Source organism: Pseudonocardia sp. T1-2H (assembly GCF_038039215.1).
Lineage (GTDB): Bacteria > Actinomycetota > Actinomycetes > Mycobacteriales > Pseudonocardiaceae > Pseudonocardia.
The window spans coordinates 1,927,444-1,943,790 of the sequence record NZ_JBBPCL010000001.1 but is presented as its reverse complement, the minus strand read 5'-3'; the positions used below and the strand labels follow the sequence as shown (position 1 = coordinate 1,943,790).

The window sequence follows — 16,347 nt, the reverse complement described above, 5'->3', positions numbered from 1 at the left end:
CTCAATGGGTGGAGATCGGGGCCTCTTCCGAGCCCAGGCCGGTCTGCGACCGGACCTGCAGCTCGTCGAAGGACCGGGTCGCACCGCGCTCGCCGTCCTCGGGTGCGCGGGACAGCACCGAGCCGAGCCAGCAGGCGAGGAAGCCCACGGGGATGGCGACGAGCGTCGGATACTCGATCGGGTACGGCGCGGCCGCCACGCCGCCGGGCCACACCGACGGCCCGAGGACGATGAACAGGACCGAGGTCAGCAGGCCCGCCGTGATGCCGGCGATCGCGCCGGTGGTGGTGAAACGGCGCCAGGTCAGGGCCAGCAGCAGGGCCGGGAAGTTCGCGCCCGCGGCGACCGAGAGCGCGAGGCCGACGAGGAATGCGACGTTGAAGTTCGGCCCCGCGGCCAATGTGATCACGATGGCGACGGCACCGATCCCGGCCGCCGCCCACCGGGCGACGTTCGTCTCGCCGCCGGTCTCGCGGCCGCGGCGCACGACGTTCGTCCACAGGTCGTGGGCCACCGCACCGGACGCCGACAGCACCAGCCCGGAGACGACGGCGAGGATCGTGGCGAACGCGACCGCCGAGACGAACGCGGTGAACAGGTCGCCGCCGACCGTGCCCGCTCCCCCGCCGAGGAACTCGGCGAGCAGCGGCGCGGCCAGGTTGCCGCTCTTGCCGACCGCCGTCGCGGACTCCGGCGGCAGAATCGCCCGGGCGCCGAACCCGATGACCGCGGTCATCACGAAGAACGCCCCGATCAGCGCGGTGGCCCAGCCCGCCGAAGAGCGGGCCTGCTTCGCGTCCGGGACGGTGAAGAAGCGGATCAGGATGTGCGGCAGTGCGGCGGTGCCGATCGCGAAGGCCAGGGCCACCGAGACGGTGTCGAGGAACGAACGGCCGGACCCGCCGGGGGCGAGATAGGCGTCGCCCGCCGGGTGGTTCGCCGCGGCGGTGGTGAACAGCACCGACAAGCTGAACCCCATCTTGATCAGCACGCCGAGGGTGAGCGCGAGACCCGCGACCAGCAGCAGGACCGCCTTGATGATCTGCACCCAGGTGGTGGCGAGCATGCCGCCGAACACGACGTAGACGAGCATCGCCGCGCCGGTCAGGATCACCGCGGGTACGAAGTCCAGCCCGGTCAACGCCCGGATCAGCACCCCGGCCCCGACGAGCTGGGCGACCAGGTAGATCACGGCGACGAGCACCGTCGAGGCGGCGGTGGCAGCCCGCACCGGGCGCTCCCTGAGCCTGAAGGACAGCACGTCCGCGACGGTGAACCGGCCGGCGTTGCGCATCCGCTCGGCGAACAGCAGCAGGATCAGCACGAACGCGACGAGCGTGACCGAGGGCATGATCCAGCCGTCGAAGCCGGACAGGTACATCAGACCGGTGAAGCCGAGGAACGTCGCGGCGGACATCAGGTCCCCCGCGATCGCCAGGCCGTTCTGCGGGCCCGAGATCCCCCGGCCGGCGGCGAAGAAGTCGGTGGCCGAGCTCGTCCGGCGCGAGGCCCAGACGGTGATGGCGATGGTCACCCCCACGAGCAGGGCGAACGCGATCAGGCGGGTGGCGTTCACCGCCCGGCCCCGTCCTGGGCGGCGGTCGCCGGGGTCGCGAGCCGGACGACCCGCTCCTCCAGCCCGGAGAACACCGTGGTCGCCAGGCGCAGGTAGCGCCAGGTCAGGAACCAGGCGAGGACGAACTGGCTGAGCCCGAGCAGGAACCCGACCGTCATCCCCGCCAGGACGACCGTCCCGGCAAGCGCCGGCGCAGCGCCGACCACCGCGAGGAACACGGCGAACCAGCCGAGGATCGCCACGGCGGCAACCCGGACGAACCGGCCTCTGCGGGCGACGAGCTCGCGGAACGGCTCCGACCGCTGGATCGCCTCCCAGTCGACCGGGTTTCCGTCGATCGAGTGTCCGCCGGCGGCTCCCGCCCGCGGGCCTGGTCGGGTCTTGCTGCTGACTCGTCATCGAGTGTCCTCCCGGCCTGGAGCGAAACTAGCTAACGCTCATTCGTGACGGGACACTAGCTAACGCTCATTCGTAAGGCAACGGTAGGGTTTCACCCATGGCCAGGACGAGGACCGAGCCCGCCTCCCCGATGGCGCGGCCGCCGGTCACCGGTGACACCGTGCTCGACGCGGCCCTGACGGTCTTCGCCGCCCGCGGCTACCACGGCACGGCGCTCAGCGAGATCGCCGAGGCCCTCGGGATCCGCACGCCGAGCCTCTACAACCACATGACCTCGAAGCAGCAGCTGCTCGAGACGCTGGTGGCCCGGACCCTCGACGACGTGCTGACGGACTTCGACGACGCGGTGCGGGACGTGCCGGAGCCCGCCGAGCGCCTACGGCGGGCCGTCCACGTCTACGCGCTGCGCCACGCGACGCACCGCCGAGAGGCGCTGCTGGTCAACCGGGACACGAGCAGCCTCGACGAGCCGGCCCTGACCCGGCTGCGGGAGCGACGCCGGGATCACGAGCGCGCGGTCCGTGGGCTGATCCTGGAGGGCGCCGAAGCGGGTGTGTTCGCCGTCGACTCCCCCGCGCTCGCCTCGTTCGCCATCCTCGAGATGTGCGTCAGCATCGCCCGCTGGTTCCGGGAGGACGGCGACCGCACAGCGGAGCAGGTCGCAAACGAGTACGCCGAGTTCGCGCTGCGCATCGTCGGGTACGCGTGATCGACGGCGCCCTGTATACGGTTCATCGGCGATGACGGCCACGAAACGGGGGAATCTGCGGATGTCCGGCACCCGCACGACGGTGACTGCCGAGGCCGTCGTCGACGCGGCACTCACACTGTTCGCCCAGCGGGGGTACCACGGGACCGCCCTGAGCGAGATCGCCGAGGTCCTCGGCGTGCGAACCCCGAGTCTCTACAACCACATGCGGTCGAAGCAGGAACTGCTGCACACCATCACCGAACGCACCGCGACCGGGGTGCTGGAGGACTTCCGGGCGGCCACCGCGGGCCTCGACGACCCGGTCCGCCGCCTGCAGCAGGCCACGTTCGTCTACGCCCGGCGGCACGCCACCCACAGACGTGAGGCCCTGGTCGTCAACCGCGACACCGCCAGCCTCGACGAGCCACACCGCACGACCGTTCAGGAGCTACGCCGCGCGCACGAACATGCGCTCCGTTCCGTGATCGTCGAGGGTGTCGAGGCGGGCGTGTTCACGGTCGACTCCCCCGCGCTGGCCTCGTTCGCGATCCGCGAGATGTGCGTGAGCATCGCCCGCTGGTTCCACGACGACGGGCCCGCCACCGCCGAGGAGGTGGCGGCGCAGTACAGCCGCTTCGCGCTGCAGATCGTGGGGGCGGCCGGGGCTCCCGAGGGGACCGTCCGGCCGATCCCGCCGGTGTGAGTCGAGGGTCGGCCGAGCCCGGGTGGCGCCGGTCAGCTCCACCAGCCCGATGAGGATCATGAACACGCCGGCCGCGGCCACGACGTACCGGCTCTTGACCAGCCCGGCGACGATCACGGCGCCGTAGATCACCAGCAGGCCGTCCGTCCCGCCACCGGCGGCGGGCCTGGCCCGGCGACCCTCCGGGAGACCCGGGTCGTGGCAGGCTGTCAGCGACCTCTCTCGCCGAGGGTGAGGAAGGCGACGCGGGCCGATGCGGGTCACCCGAACGCGGTGCGATCGTCGGCCGACGCAACCCACGCGGCCTTCCGGCCGTCCTCTGTTCAGGTGCCGGCGGTGTCCCGGCCGGCGCCCACCGGGCGGGGGCCCGGTGTCGGGGAGGGAGAGAGATGAGCATGACCAGCATGAACAGGACGCGGCTCGGCGCGGTGGCGGTCGCCACCATCGGGATCCTGGCGGCCGGCTGTTCCGGCGGTGGCCGGAGCGAGGTCAACGGCGGGGTCCCGCTGGCGAACACGACGGCGGCTGCGACGCCCACGACGACCGCCGCGCCGACGAACCAACCGGGCACCTCGGCGCCGGCCTCCGCCGGCGACGCGCTGTACCCGCCGAACTGCGCCACGCGCAACCTGAGGATCACCCTCACCGACCGCGACGCGGCCGCCGGCTCGGTGTACTCGACGATCAGCTTCCTGAACGTCGGGCCGGACACGTGCCAGCTCCGGGGCTTCCCGGGCGTCTCGTATGTGACCGGCGACGACGGCCAACAGGTCGGCGCGGCTGCCGAGATGACCGGGCCGCGCGGGGACCAGGTCCGGCTCCGGCCGGGTGCCGCCGCGGGGGCGGTGCTGCAGATGCCCCAGGCCGCGAACTTCGACCCCGCGGCCTGCCGGCCGACGCCCGTCCGCGGCCTGCGCGTCTACCCGCCGGGGGAGACGGCCTCGGCCTTCGTCCCGCTGGAGACCAACGGCTGCGCAGGCACCACGCCCTCCCCGCAGCTGTCGATCCAGACGATGAAGGCCTAGCGCCAGCTGATCCGACGGCTGAGGCCCGTCCGTCCTCGGCCGGGAGCTACGCAACGACGCCGAAGACGGGGAAGATTGTCAGGGGGCTAGGCAACGACGGGCTCGTCCTCGGCCTGCCGATCACAGGAGACGTGAGCGTTCTACCGGTGGCGGCCGGGGCTGGGTAGGGTTATGACGGTGGCGGAGCGAGTCGGCGCCGAGCGCCTCGGGTTCGCGATCGGCGTCCTCGGTGGGCCCACGACCGTGGTCGACGTCGCGGGATCGAGGCTGGTCGTGGACCCGACCTTCGACCCGCCCGGCGACAAGGGCTACCTGACCAAGCTGCGTGGGCCGGCGGTGTCCGAGGCCGAACTGGGGCAGGTCGACGCCGTCCTGGTCAGCCACGACCTGCATCCCGACAACCTCGACGATCGCGGCCGGGCATTCGCGCTCGCCGCACCGTTGCTCGTGACCGGTCCGCGCACCGCCGGGCGCCTCGGACCGACGGCCACCCCGCTCAGAGCCTGGGAGACAGTGAGGCTGCCGCGCGGCGGCCAGGCCGGTGACCTCACGATCCGCGCCGTGCCGGCGATGCACGGGCCCGCCGACGGTGCCCGTGACGAGGACGGTCACGTCAACTGCGAGGTCACAGGTTTCGTTCTGTCCGCCGACGGTGTTCCGACGGTGTACATCAGCGGTGACAACGCCTCGATCGCCGTGGTGGCCGAGGTGGCCCGGCGTGTCGGCCCGATCGAGGTGGCCGTGCTGTTCGCCGGGGCTGCGCGCGTGCCGGCCAAGGAACGCGGCCGCGCGCTGACCCTGACCAGCGAACGGGCCGCAGCCGCGGCCGCTCTCCTGGGGGCACCGCTGGTCGTGCCCGCGCACTACGACAGCTGGGCGCATTTCAGCGAAGGCCCCGACCGCATCGTCGACGCGTTCGACGACGCCGGGCTGTCCCAGGTCCTACGAATGGCTGACCCGGGCAGGTGGATCGTTCCCACCTTCTCCTGACCGCCGGCCGATCCGGGCGATCTTCCGCGACGTCGAGCACCTCGACGGCCCGCAGCTCGTTGAGCGGGCGACAGGGCCCTTCACAGACGCCGCCTCGTCGCCGTGAGACGAGGCCGCCTACCTGTGCAGCGTCCGGCAGGATCAGAGCGCGGCGGCCTTGGCGAGCAGCACTTCTCGCTGGCGCCGGTTCGCGGCCAGCCCGGCGGCGGTCGTGAGCTCGGACCGGGCCTCGTCGATGCGGCCGAGGCGCGCGAGCAGCTCGCCGCGCACGCTCGGGAGCAGGTGCGAGCCGCGGAGTGAGCCCGCCGCGGCGAGCCGGTCGACGATGGGCAAGGCCGATGCGGGACCGGTGGCCATCGACACTGCGACCGCCCGGTTGAGTTCGACGACCGGGCTCGGCGCGATGCGGCCGAGCGCCTCGTAGAGCAGGGCGATGCGCTCCCAGTCGGTCTGGTCGACGCTCGGCGCGAGCGCGTGGCACTGGGCGATCGCCGCCTGCAGCGCGTAGTTGCCGCGCCCGCGACCGAGCGTGTCCGATCGGTCGAGCGCCGCACTCCCCCGCCCGATCTGGGCGTGGTCCCAGCGTCGCCGGTCCTGCTCGGCGAGGAGGATCGGGCTGCCGTCCGGCGCCTCCCGTGCGGCGAAGCGCGACGCCTGGAACTCCATGAGCGCGACGAGGCCGTGCGCCTCCGGCTCACGGGGCACCAGGCCGGCGAGCACCCGGCCGATCCGCAGCGCCTCGTCGGCCAGCTCGGTTCGGATCCATCGGTCGCCCGAGGTGGCGGCGTAGCCCTCGGTGAAGATCAGGTAGACGACGCCGAGCACGCCCCCGAGCCGCACGGCCCATGCGTGCGGCTCCGGCACCTCGAACGGTACGCGCGCCGCCGACAACGTCTTCTTGGCTCGCACGATGCGCTGCTGCATCGTCGCGACCGGCACAAGGAACATCCGGGCGATCTCCTCGCTGGTGAGGCCGCCGACGACGCGGAGCGTCATCGCGACCTGGGCCTCGCGCCCGAGGACGGGATGGCATGCCGTGAACACGAGGCGCAGGAGGTCGTCGTCGATCGGCTGCCACTCCTCGACGATCTGCTCGTCGAGTTCGTGGGCGATGGCGTGGTAGCGCTCGTCGAGCCGCTCCCGGCGGCGCCAGCCGTCGATGGCTTTCCGCTTCGCGACGGCGGTGAGCCAGGCGCCCGCGTTGCGCGGGACGCCGGACTCCGGCCACTGCGCGAGCGCGTCGGCGACGGCCTCCTGCGCCAGGTCCTCGGCGAGGCCGACGTCGCCGACCATCTTGGCGAGCGTCGCGACGATGCGTCCGCCTTCGATCCGCCAGACGGCGTCGACGGTGCGTCGGATGTCGGACATCGTCAGTAGTCCCTCAGCGCGCTTGTCTCACTCCGTCCCGAGTTCCTCGCGCCACCCGGCCTCCTTCTGGACGTACTCGTTGTCGGCGAAGTCCGCGAAGTCGCTCGCCTCGGTGACGCGCCGCACCTCGAGCTTCGAACCGGGGCCGAGCGGGCAGCGGGAGGCCCATTCGACGGCCTCCTCCTTCGAGGAGGTCCGGATGATCCAGAAGCCGTTGAACAGCTCGTGGGTCTCCCCGTAGGGACCGTCGCTGACGATCGGGGGCTGGTCGCCGAAGTCGACGACGAATCCCTCCTCCGCGTCGGAGAGGCCTTCCCCTGCGAGCAGCACGCCGGCCTTCATGAGCGCCTCGTTGTACTCGCCCATCGCGGTGATGATCTTCTCGAAGTCGACGTTCTTCGACGCCTCGACGGCCTCGGCGGTGGCGCGCATGATCAGCATGTACTTCACGGGGTTCTCCCTCGGGTCCGGGGCGCGGCTCGCGCCTTTCTACTCCCGCGTCGAACGGGAGCTGCCAGGATCGACACGGGCGATCAGGTTTTTCGACCGTATCGCCCGCGTCCTCCCGCAGCGTCCCGCGCGGCCGCGCGGTTGTGGGCAGGAGGTCGGGGCCGCCGCGGTGGCTCCACTCGGGAAGCACCTGCCCGATCGGGCCGAGCGGGATCCGGGACGCGGCCGCCGTCGCCCTCACCCATCGGGTGACGTAACCGGTTGCCTCCGCGGCGGCGAGGTTTGAGGGCGGGGCGGTACGGGACCCTGTGCGAGTGGAGCGACGGCGGCTCGGCGCGGACGGCACGGAGGTGCCGGTCATCGGCCTGGGGACCTGGCGCCGGCTGGAGGCGGCAGCCGCCGGCGGCCGACACGTCGCGGTCGTGACCCGGGCCCTCGACGCCGGGGTGCGGTTCTTCGACTCCTCGCCGATGTACGGCCGCGCCGAGGAGCTGCTCGCCGAGGCCCTGAGCGGCCGCCGGGACGAGGCGGTCGTGGCCACCAAGATCTGGACGGTCTCGCCGGCGGAGGGGCGGCAGCAGCTCGACCGGGCGCTTCGCCTCTACGGCGGACACGTCGAGCTGATGCAGATCCACAACCTGGTGGCCTGGCGCGAGCACCTACCGCTGCTGCTGGCGGCGCGGGAGGAGGGCCGGATCGACCGGATCGGGGCGACGCACTACGCGGTGGTCGGCGAGCTGGAGACGGTGATGCGCACCGGCCGGATCGACGCCGTTCAGGTCCCGTACAACCCGCGGCAGCGCCAGGTCGAGCAGCGCATCCTGCCGCTGGCCGCCGACCTCGGGCTCGGCGTGGTCGTCATGCGTCCCTTCGGCGAGGGTGAGCTGCTGGGCCTCGACATCGGCGAGGCCCAGCTCGCGCCGCTGTACCCGTTCGGGGTCCGCACCTGGGCGCAGGCGCTGCTCAAGTGGGGACTGAGCGATCCGAGGTGCACCGTCGCGATCCCGGCGACGGCGAACCCGACACGGATCGACGAGAACGTCGCCGCGGGGGAGCCGCCCTGGTTCGGACCCGACGAGCGGGAGCTCGTCCACCGGCTGGCACTGCGCACCTGAGGGCGGCCACGGGGCGGCACTCTCCCGCTGATCCGGCGCGTCAGCGCGACGTTCATGTCGGCGTAGTGCGGCGCGTGTTCTCCGAGCGCAGCAGGACGTTCTCCGGCCCGACCCACCCGCGTCAGGACCCCACGAGGCGATGGCGCATCTCGCCGATCCCGGTGCACCAGGTGACGAGCTCGTCGCCGGCCTGCAGGAACCGCGGCGGGGTCATGCCCACCCCGACGCCGGACGGCGTCCCGGTGAAGATCACGTCGCCGGGCATCAGCGTGACGATCGCGGACAGCTTCGCGACGATCACCGGGATCGGGAAGATCATGTCGCCGGTGCGGCCCTTCTGCATGCTCTCCCCGTTGACCAGGCAGCCCAGCTCCAGGTCCGCCGGGTCCAGGCCGGCCGCCCGCAACTCGTCGAGCGTGACGAGGCTCGGTCCGACCGGTGAGAACCCGGGGTAGGACTTGCCCAGTCCGAACTGGGCGGGGGGTGCGGCGAACTGGGTGACCCGGTCGGAGATGTCCTGGCCGAGGCTGAGCCCCGCGACGTGCTCCCAGCCGTCGGCCTCGGCGATGTCGCGCCCGCCGGTCCCGATCACCGCGACCAGCTCGACCTCCCAGTCCACGTTGCCCGGGGAGAGTGTGATGTCACCGCGCGGGCCGGTGAGGCTGGAGGCGTACTTGGTGAACACGACAGGCTCGGCGGGCAGCGCGAAGCCGGCCTCGTCGGCGTGGTCGCGGTAGTTGAGCCCGACCGCGAAGATCTGCGGCGGTCGGGGCGCCACGGCGTCGAGCTCCTCGTCGGGGATCGGGACGGCGGCCGAGAACGACGCGGAGGTGGCCCAGTCGCGGAACTCCGCCCACCGGGGGTAGACCGCCTGCGGGTCGGCCGGGAACCGGCCGCCGCTGGCCTGCTCGACGTCGAGGGCCCGGAGGCCGGAGCCGGCCTCGGGGTCGAGCAGGACCAGCCGGCCGGCGGCGTTGGCGATACGCACGGGTATTCCTCCCAGGGGTCGGGAAACGGATCGGATCAGACGAGCGCGGTGACGCCGTCGGTGATGCCTAGCAGCGCCCGGCCGTAGACCTCCGACGAGATCGCCGGGTTGATCACCGCGTGCCGGCTGGCGACCTCGGAGTCGCGCCAGATTCGCTGCAGGGGGCTGGACTCGGCGAAGCTCGAGGCCCCGTGCGCGGAGACGAGCACCCGGACCGCCTCGCGGGCCTGCTCGATCGCCCAGCCGGTGTCCATGCGGACGCGGGCGCGGGCGGCGTAGTCCGGGTACACCCCGTCCGCCGCGGCCTGGTCGATGTCCGCGGCCGCCCGGTAGGCGTGCAGGTGTGCGGAGTCGACGAGTGCCGCGGCCTTCGCCACGGCCAGCTGCACGGTCGGGGCCTCGGTCTGGACGTCGTAGAAGGTGTAGGAGATCGACCGCTTCGGCGCCTTCTCCAGCACCAGCTCCAGGGCCGCCTGGGCCAGCCCGAGCTGCGGTCCGGCGAGCACCAGCGCGGCAACCGGGATGAACGCGCTGCGGTAGAGGGCCTCGTCGGTGTGCTCGGTGCCGTAGCGGCCCCCGATCGCCGCCGGCACGGAGATCACCCGGTGTTCGGGGACGAACACGTCCTGGGCGACCAGGGTGTTCGAACCGGTGCCGCGCATCCCGGCCACGAACCACGTGTCCTCGATCGACAGGTCCAACATCGGGACCAGGGCCAGTCCCTGGTCGACGACCTCGCCGCGCTCGTCCGGGACGGGGAAGCCGACGACCGCCCACTGGGAGTGCAGGCACCCCGACGCCCACCCCCACGAGCCGGTCACGCGGTAGCCGCCGTCAACCCGCACCGCCTCCGCGGACGGGGCCAGCACGCCCGCGATCCGGCAGCCCGGGTTCTCCCCCACACGTCGCGCTGAGCCCGGTCCGGAAACAGTCCCCCGAACCACGCGCACACGTTCATCAGGGTGGAGGCCCACGCGGTCGACCCGCAGCCGCGGGCCAGCTCCCGGGAAACCTCCAACTTCGTACGGAAGTCGGTTTCATAGCCACCGAACCGCTTCGGCTTCATGATCCGGAAGAGGCCGGCGTCGTCGATCAGGGAGATGTTCTCCTCGACGACGCGGCGGTCCTGTTCGGTCCTCGCGGCGTTGCGCGCCAGGACGGGGACGATCTCACGGGCCCGGCCCACCAGGTCCGCGCGCAGCGCGCGGGCCTCGTCGGAGGTGCCGGGGCGGTCGAGCAGGTAGTCGGACATCAGCGCTGACATCGCGGTCTCTCCTGGTCTCAGGCGGTGAGCGAGGCAACGACGCCGGTCAGCACGCGCATGGGATCGGGCAGCTCGGGACCGGACAGCGCCCAGGCCCGTGTGCACAGCTCCGCGGCCGAGGCGCCGTCACGACGCGCGGCGACCATCCGGTCCACGTCGAACGCCGGGCCGACCGGGTCGCCGTCGTACTCCGGGCCCTTCATGTAGGCCGTGGCCTCGTCGGCGGTGGCGAAGTTGTCGACCTGCATCTCCACGAAGTTGCCGTCGGGGTCGCGGTAGTACAGCGAGGTGGTGATGCCGTGCTGGATCGGCACGGCGGGCTCGACGCCCGCCTCGGAGAAGCTCGCGGTAGCGCTGCAGCAGATCGTCGAGCGAGTCGAAGGTGAACGCGGTGTGGTGCATCCCGACGGTGCCCGGCTCCTTCGGCCGGGCAACCTCGGCAGGGACCTCGAGCAGGGCGATCCGGTGGTGCTCGTCGTCGAAGGTCATGAAGGTCAGCCCGTGGCCCGCGTGCACGACGTGGGCCTTCAGGACCGTGCAGTACCAGTCGCGCACCGCTTCGGGCTGCGCGGTCTGGAGGACGACGTGGACGAGCTTCGGCGTGGCTCCCATGGCTGTCTCCTCTCGGGCCCGGGTCACGTCGACGTGACCTCGAGCACGGGCCGGAACGGTAGGCACTAACTTATAAGATGTCAATGTGCGCTAGCATGCCCCCGGTCGACGACGCCGGATGCAGACCGACGCTGGGAGGGGAGCCGTGCCGCTCGAGGATCGCCGCGGGATGCGGTCCGTGGCCGAACGCAAGGCCTCGGCCGTCGATCTCGTGCTGCACGAGATCCGCCGCTCCATCCTGAACGGCGACCTCCCGCCGGGCCGGCCGTTCACCGTGCCCGCGCTGACCGAACAGCTCGGGGTCAGCCACGTGCCGGTCCGCGAGGCGCTGCGCCAGCTCGAGGCCCAGGGTCTGGTCGTGCTCAGCCCGTCGCGCAGCGCGATCGTCACCTCGCTCGATCCCGACGATCTGCGCGCGATCTACCGGCTGCGGCTGACGGTCGAGCCCGAGCTCGCCGCCCTCTCCGCCCGTGACCGCACCGACGCCGACATCGACGACCTCGCCCGGCTGGTCCGCGAGGCCTTCGACAAGGTGCCGTCCGAGGACTTCTGGGAGCCACACCGCGAGTTCCACGCCGCGCTGATCCGCCCGGCGGCCAGCGAGTGGGACCTCCGGCTGCTGCGCCCGCTCTGGGACGCCTCCGAGCGCTACACCCGGCTGGTGTTCGACCCGGTCGGCGAGCCGGAGAGCTTCGCCGCCCATCGCGGGCACGTGCACGAGGAACTGGTCGACGCCGCGCGTTCTCGAGACCCGGAGCGTGTCCGGGCGCAGGTGCGCGAGCATCTCGGCTCCAACCGTCAGACCATGCTCGACCGGATGAGCCGCATCGGCGGCTTCGGCGAGCAGACCTGGGCCGCGCGCGGCGAGTCCGCCTGACGGGGAGCGCCCGGCGCCGAAGTCCGCTTCCTCGACGCCGGCGACTACCCGCCGGTCGAGTCCCAGGAACTGACCGATCAGGCACCGCGTTCACACGCCTGCGCACCCGTTACGGGCGACGCGCAGACATCCACCTCGGCCTACTCCGACTCGCCTGCGCCCTGATCTGCCGCCGCCGACTCGAGACCTCGTCCTGAAACAGAGCTGTTAGACCGGCCGGACGAACTCTCCGCAGCTCGGCGACCGGCCGCCCCCGGACCTTTCCGGCCCCCAGGTGAGGGCTCATTGTGATTGGCCGGCCAGGGCGATGCGGCCCGTCGACGTATCTCGGTAGAGGAGATCAGCATGAATGCAGGATCAGCGAGAAACGCCGTCCTCGTGCACGGCGGTTTCGTGGACGGGTCCGGCTGGCAAGGGGTCTACGACCTGCTCAAGCAGGACGGCTACAACATCGCCGTCGTGCAGAACCCGACGCTGTCGCTCGAGGGTGACGTCGCAGCGACGCGGCAGGTCATCGAGGCACAGGACGGGCCGGTCGTTCTCGTCGGCCACTCCTACGGCGGCGCGGTCATCACCGAGGCGGGCACGGACCCGAACGTGGCGGCGCTGGTGTACATCGCGGCGTTCGCCCCGGACGCCGGCGAGTCGGTGAACACGCTCATCGCCGACCCGCCGCCCGGCGCACCCGTACCACCGATCCTCCCGCCGAAGGACGGATTCCTGTTCCTGGACCGGGAGAAGTTCCACGATTCGTTCGCCGGCGACCTGCCCGCCGCACAGGCAGCGTTCATGGCCGACTCACAGGTGCCGTGGGGCGTGGCCGCCCTCGGCGGATCGATCACCGAACCCGCCTGGCGGGTCAAGCCGAGCTGGTACCTGGTTGCGACCGAGGACAGGATGATCCCCCCGCCTGCGCAGCGCGTCATGTCGGAGCGGGCCGGCTCGACCGTGGTCGAGGCGGCGGGCAGCCACGCCATCTACGTATCGCAGCCGGCCGCGGTGGCCGCTCTCATCGAGCAGGCCGCGTCCACCGTGACCGCGCGGTAACGCCTCGGCAGGGAGCGGCGCGAGGCCTCGGGAAGGCCAAGTCGTGGCGAGCAGCACCAGCCGCGGAGACGACTCGGCCTCGACCGATATCGAGCAGCACCTGATCAAGGAGCGAACGTCATGATCGAGTTGCACGAGACCGTTGCTCTGGCGCGTGAGGCCTCCCTTCGTCCGGATCGCCAGTGGTCGCCGACGGGATGGCAGGCCATGTACGTCAGCAAGGTGCACGACGGCCCCGAACCGTGGACACCCGACTACGACCCGATCAGCGGGAACGTCTACGGCCGAGCGGTTGAAGCCTGGGGCAGGGACGGCGAAGCACTCGTCGTGGAGCCGCTGAAGGGCGCTCTCGTGGACGCCACGACCGAGCCCGGCTACGTCCGCCTGGTGCAGACCGGGCGACTGCAGAGCGTCCTCCGTGCCGACCCGGGGTGGACCGTGGAGATGGACGACGGAGCCGGGACGACGCTGCCGGTAGTGGCATGGATGGTCGACACCGACGGCACCATGCGACCGGTTCCTGCGATCGACGTCGACGGCACGCTGACGGCCGCTGAAGATCTCAAGGCGCTGCAGGTTCGACCGCCGGTCGGGGACGTCACCGCGCCATAGCTTCACGACACCTCCTGAGGGAGGGTGTCCGAGAGACCCCGGGTAAGACCGAAGGCCCCTGAACCTGCTGGTCAGGGGCTTTCCGGCTGCGTGGGCGAGACCGGGATCGAATGGTGCCCGCGAGGGCCTCGGTCAGGTGCCGACGTAGGCCGCGAGGTGCTCGCCGGTCAGGGTGGAGCGGGCGGCGACGAGGTCGGCGGGTGTGCCCTCGAAGACGATCCGACCACCGTCGTGGCCGGCGCCGGGGCCGAGGTCGATGATCCAGTCCGCGTGCGCCATGACCGCCTGGTGGTGCTCGATGACGATGACCGACTTACCGGAGTCCACGAGCCGGTCGAGCAGCCCGAGCAGATTCTCGACGTCGGCGAGGTGGAGGCCGGTGGTCGGCTCGTCGAGGACGTAGACGCCGCCCTTCTCGGCCATGTGGCTGGCCAGCTTGAGCCGCTGCCGCTCGCCGCCGGACAGCGTGGTGAGCGGCTGGCCGATGGTGAGGTAGCCGAGCCCGACGTCGGCGAGCCGCTCGAGGATCTTGTGCGCGGCGGGTGTGCGCGCCTCGCCGGCGCCGAGGAACTGCTCGGCCTCGGCCACCGACATCGCGAGCACCTCGCTGATGTCGCGGCCACCGAGGTGGTACTCCAGCACCGCCGCGTCGAACCGCTTCCCCTCGCACAGCTCGCAGGTGGTGGCGACGCCGGCCATCATCGCCAGGTCGGTGTAGATGACGCCGGCGCCGTTGCAGGTGGGGCAGGCGCCCTCGGAGTTGGCGCTGAACAACGCCGGCTTCACGCCGTTGGCCTTCGCGAACGCCTTGCGGATCGGGTCGAGCAGTCCGGTGTACGTCGCCGGGTTGCTCCGCCGCGAGCCCCGGATCGCGGTCTGGTCGACCGCCACCACTCCGTCCCGCCCGGACACCGAGCCGTGGATCAGTGAGCTCTTGCCCGAGCCCGCCACCCCGGTGACGACGACCAGAACGCCGAGCGGGATGTCGACGTCGACGTCCTGCAGGTTGTGGGTACCGGCGCCCCGCACCTCCAGTGCCCCCGACGGCGTCCGCACCGATGACTTCAGGGAGGCGCGGTCGTCGAGGTGCCGCCCGGTGATGGTGCCGCCGGCCCGCAGCCCCTCGACGGTGCCCTCGAAGCAGACGGTGCCGCCCGCTGTGCCGGCGCCGGGGCCGAGGTCGACGACGTGATCGGCGATCGCGATCGTCTCCGGCTTGTGCTCCACGACGAGCACCGTGTTGCCCTTGTCCCGCAGCTGCAGCAGCAGGTCGTTCATCCGCGCGATGTCATGGGGGTGCAGTCCGATGGTGGGCTCGTCGAAGACGTAGGTGACGTCGGTGAGCGAGGAGCCGAGGTGGCGGATCATCTTGACGCGCTGCGCCTCGCCGCCCGACAGCGTGCCCGACGGCCGGTCGAGCGAGAGGTAGCCCAGCCCGATCTCCACGAACGAGTCGAGGGTGTGCCGCAGCGTCCCCAGCAGCGGCGCCACCGACGGCTCGTCGAGGTCGCTCACCCACGCGGCGAGGTCGCTGATCTGCATCGCGCAGACGTCGGCGATGCTGATCCCCTTGATCTTCGACGAGCGGGCCGCCTCGCTGAGCCGGGTGCCGCCGCACTCGGGGCAGGTGGTGAAGGTGACCGCCCGCTCCACGAAGGCGCGGATGTGCGGCTGCAGTGAGTCGACGTCCTTGGACAACATCGACTTCTGGATCTTCGGGATCAGCCCCTCGTACGTCAGGTTGATGTTGTCGACCTTGATCTTGGTCGGCTCCTTGTGGAGCAGGTCGTGCAGCTCTTTGCTGGTGAACCTGCTGATCGGCTTGTCCGGGTCGAAGAAGCCGCAGCCGCCGAAGATGCGGCCGTACCAGCCGTCCATGCTGTAGCCGGGGATCGTGAGCGCACCCTCGTTGAGCGACTTGCTGTCGTCGTACAGCGCAGACAGGTCGATGTCGTTGACCGAGCCCCGGCCCTCGCACCGCGGGCACATGCCGCCGGTGATGGTGAAGCTGCGCCGCTCCTTCACGGTCTTCCCGCCGCGCTCCATTGTGACCGCGCCCGCTCCGCTGATCGAGGCGACATTGAAGGAGAACGCCTGGGGCGAGCCGATGTGCGGCTGCCCGAGTCGGCTGAAGAGGATGCGCAGCATCGCGTTGGCGTCGGTGGCGGTGCCGACCGTGGAGCGGGGGTCGGAACCCATCCGCTGCTGGTCGACGATGATCGCGGTCGTCAGCCCTTCGAGGACGTCGACCTCGGGCCGCGCCAGCGTCGGCATGAAGCCCTGCACGAAGGCGCTGTAGGTCTCGTTGATCATCCGCTGCGACTCCGCGGCGATCGTGCCGAACACCAGCGAGCTCTTGCCCGAGCCGGAGACGCCGGTGAACACCGTGAGCCGGCGCTTCGGGATCTCGACGCTGACGTCCTTGAGGTTGTTCACGCGTGCGCCGTGCACGCGGATCAGATCGTGGCTGTCGGCAGCCTGCAGGGCAGGCGACAGCGTGTCCGTCCTCGTGGCCATGCTCATAGCTTCTCCATCTGTCGGGCGGGGCCGCCATCGCGGTCTCCGTCGGCGTCGCCTGGCTCGATCCGACCAGCTAGCAGTACGTCCGGATCTCCTTCGTCGGCGCGGTC

General features: G+C 71.5%; 17 protein-coding genes and 1 pseudogene. 8 read left to right on the top strand and 10 right to left on the bottom strand.

Annotated features, from left to right (window positions below):
• Position 1: 1 nt before the first annotated feature.
• Positions 2-1,576, bottom strand: a complete 1,575-nt coding sequence (locus WBK50_RS09765; RefSeq protein WP_341335282.1) for a solute symporter family protein — start codon at positions 1,574-1,576, stop codon at positions 2-4.
• Complete coding sequence (locus tag WBK50_RS09760) at positions 1,573-1,884, bottom strand: DUF485 domain-containing protein (protein ID WP_341339346.1); 312 nt, start codon at positions 1,882-1,884, stop codon at positions 1,573-1,575. Before WBK50_RS09760 ends, WBK50_RS09765 begins: the two co-directional genes overlap by 4 nt.
• 188 nt (positions 1,885-2,072) lie before the next feature.
• On the opposite strand from WBK50_RS09760, the gene WBK50_RS09755 reads away from it, so the two are divergent.
• The 4 genes from WBK50_RS09755 (at position 2,073) to WBK50_RS09740 (ending at position 5,384) form a co-directional block, all read left to right on the top strand.
• Entirely contained in the window at positions 2,073-2,684 is a 612-nt protein-coding gene (locus tag WBK50_RS09755) for a TetR/AcrR family transcriptional regulator (RefSeq protein WP_341335281.1), read from the top strand.
• Between the two features lie 61 nt (positions 2,685-2,745).
• Positions 2,746-3,369: a TetR/AcrR family transcriptional regulator gene (locus WBK50_RS09750; protein ID WP_341335280.1), complete on the top strand. Its 624-nt coding sequence runs from the start codon at positions 2,746-2,748 to the stop codon at positions 3,367-3,369.
• 389 nt (positions 3,370-3,758) lie between these two features.
• Positions 3,759-4,394, top strand: a complete 636-nt coding sequence (locus tag WBK50_RS09745) for a DUF4232 domain-containing protein (protein WP_341335279.1) — start codon at positions 3,759-3,761, stop codon at positions 4,392-4,394.
• 177 nt (positions 4,395-4,571) lie between these two features.
• The gene (locus tag WBK50_RS09740) at positions 4,572-5,384 is read left to right on the top strand and encodes an MBL fold metallo-hydrolase (protein ID WP_341335278.1); all 813 of its coding nucleotides are present in this window, start codon (positions 4,572-4,574) and stop codon (positions 5,382-5,384) included.
• A 141-nt stretch (positions 5,385-5,525) separates the two neighbouring features.
• On the opposite strand, the gene WBK50_RS09735 is transcribed toward WBK50_RS09740, so the two are convergent.
• A complete protein-coding gene (locus WBK50_RS09735) occupies positions 5,526-6,752 on the bottom strand; it encodes an RNA polymerase sigma factor (RefSeq protein ID WP_341335277.1) in 1,227 nt (408 codons plus the stop codon).
• 27 nt (positions 6,753-6,779) lie between these two features.
• Complete coding sequence (locus tag WBK50_RS09730; RefSeq protein WP_341335276.1) at positions 6,780-7,202, bottom strand: YciI family protein; 423 nt, start codon at positions 7,200-7,202, stop codon at positions 6,780-6,782.
• A gap of 314 nt (positions 7,203-7,516) precedes the next feature.
• Here WBK50_RS09730 and WBK50_RS09725 point away from each other — a divergent pair, with 314 nt between their 5' ends.
• Positions 7,517-8,317, top strand: a complete 801-nt coding sequence (locus WBK50_RS09725) for an aldo/keto reductase (RefSeq protein ID WP_341335275.1) — start codon at positions 7,517-7,519, stop codon at positions 8,315-8,317.
• Positions 8,318-8,438: 121 nt separating this feature from the next.
• Here WBK50_RS09725 and WBK50_RS09720 read toward each other — a convergent pair whose 3' ends face one another.
• From WBK50_RS09720 to WBK50_RS35035, 5 genes and pseudogenes are all read right to left on the bottom strand, one after another.
• Entirely contained in the window at positions 8,439-9,305 is an 867-nt protein-coding gene (locus tag WBK50_RS09720; RefSeq protein WP_341335274.1) for a fumarylacetoacetate hydrolase family protein, read from the bottom strand.
• 35 nt (positions 9,306-9,340) lie between these two features.
• Positions 9,341-10,174: an acyl-CoA dehydrogenase family protein gene (locus WBK50_RS09715; protein ID WP_341335273.1), complete on the bottom strand. Its 834-nt coding sequence runs from the start codon at positions 10,172-10,174 to the stop codon at positions 9,341-9,343.
• Positions 10,123-10,569, bottom strand: coding sequence for an acyl-CoA dehydrogenase family protein (locus WBK50_RS09710; protein WP_341335272.1), 447 nt, complete (start codon positions 10,567-10,569; stop codon positions 10,123-10,125). Before WBK50_RS09710 ends, WBK50_RS09715 begins: the two co-directional genes overlap by 52 nt.
• Positions 10,570-10,586: 17 nt before the next feature.
• Entirely contained in the window at positions 10,587-10,883 is a 297-nt protein-coding gene (locus tag WBK50_RS09705) for a hypothetical protein (protein ID WP_341335271.1), read from the bottom strand.
• 25 nt (positions 10,884-10,908) lie between these two features.
• Positions 10,909-11,181: pseudogene (locus WBK50_RS35035) on the bottom strand (VOC family protein); the annotation flags it as partial.
• A 145-nt stretch (positions 11,182-11,326) separates the two neighbouring features.
• On the opposite strand from WBK50_RS35035, the gene WBK50_RS09700 reads away from it, so the two are divergent.
• The 3 genes from WBK50_RS09700 (at position 11,327) to WBK50_RS09685 (ending at position 13,717) form a co-directional block, all read left to right on the top strand.
• Positions 11,327-12,058: a GntR family transcriptional regulator gene (locus WBK50_RS09700; RefSeq protein WP_341335270.1), complete on the top strand. Its 732-nt coding sequence runs from the start codon at positions 11,327-11,329 to the stop codon at positions 12,056-12,058.
• A 345-nt stretch (positions 12,059-12,403) separates the two neighbouring features.
• Entirely contained in the window at positions 12,404-13,105 is a 702-nt protein-coding gene (locus tag WBK50_RS09690) for an alpha/beta hydrolase (RefSeq protein ID WP_341335269.1), read from the top strand.
• A 120-nt stretch (positions 13,106-13,225) separates the two neighbouring features.
• Positions 13,226-13,717: a hypothetical protein gene (locus WBK50_RS09685; protein WP_341335268.1), complete on the top strand. Its 492-nt coding sequence runs from the start codon at positions 13,226-13,228 to the stop codon at positions 13,715-13,717.
• Between the two features lie 132 nt (positions 13,718-13,849).
• On the opposite strand, the gene WBK50_RS09680 is transcribed toward WBK50_RS09685, so the two are convergent.
• Positions 13,850-16,240, bottom strand: coding sequence for an excinuclease ABC subunit UvrA (locus tag WBK50_RS09680; protein WP_341335267.1), 2,391 nt, complete (start codon positions 16,238-16,240; stop codon positions 13,850-13,852).
• Positions 16,241-16,347: the final 107 nt, after the last annotated feature.

What these genes read in the sequence shown, in the direction of transcription:
- WBK50_RS09755 (WP_341335281.1), top strand. Translation starts at nt 2,073, where the DNA reads ATGGCCAGGACGAGGACCGAGCCCGCCTCCCCGATGGCGCGGCCGCCG.
- WBK50_RS09750 (WP_341335280.1), top strand. Translation starts at nt 2,746, where the DNA reads ATGTCCGGCACCCGCACGACGGTGACTGCCGAGGCCGTCGTCGACGCG.
- WBK50_RS09745 (WP_341335279.1), top strand. Translation starts at nt 3,759, where the DNA reads ATGAGCATGACCAGCATGAACAGGACGCGGCTCGGCGCGGTGGCGGTC.
- WBK50_RS09735 (WP_341335277.1), bottom strand. Translation starts at nt 6,752, where the DNA reads ATGTCCGACATCCGACGCACCGTCGACGCCGTCTGGCGGATCGAAGGC.
- WBK50_RS09710 (WP_341335272.1), bottom strand. Translation starts at nt 10,569, where the DNA reads ATGTCAGCGCTGATGTCCGACTACCTGCTCGACCGCCCCGGCACCTCC.
- WBK50_RS09690 (WP_341335269.1), top strand. Translation starts at nt 12,404, where the DNA reads ATGAATGCAGGATCAGCGAGAAACGCCGTCCTCGTGCACGGCGGTTTC.
- WBK50_RS09685 (WP_341335268.1), top strand. Translation starts at nt 13,226, where the DNA reads ATGATCGAGTTGCACGAGACCGTTGCTCTGGCGCGTGAGGCCTCCCTT.
- WBK50_RS09680 (WP_341335267.1), bottom strand. Translation starts at nt 16,240, where the DNA reads ATGAGCATGGCCACGAGGACGGACACGCTGTCGCCTGCCCTGCAGGCT.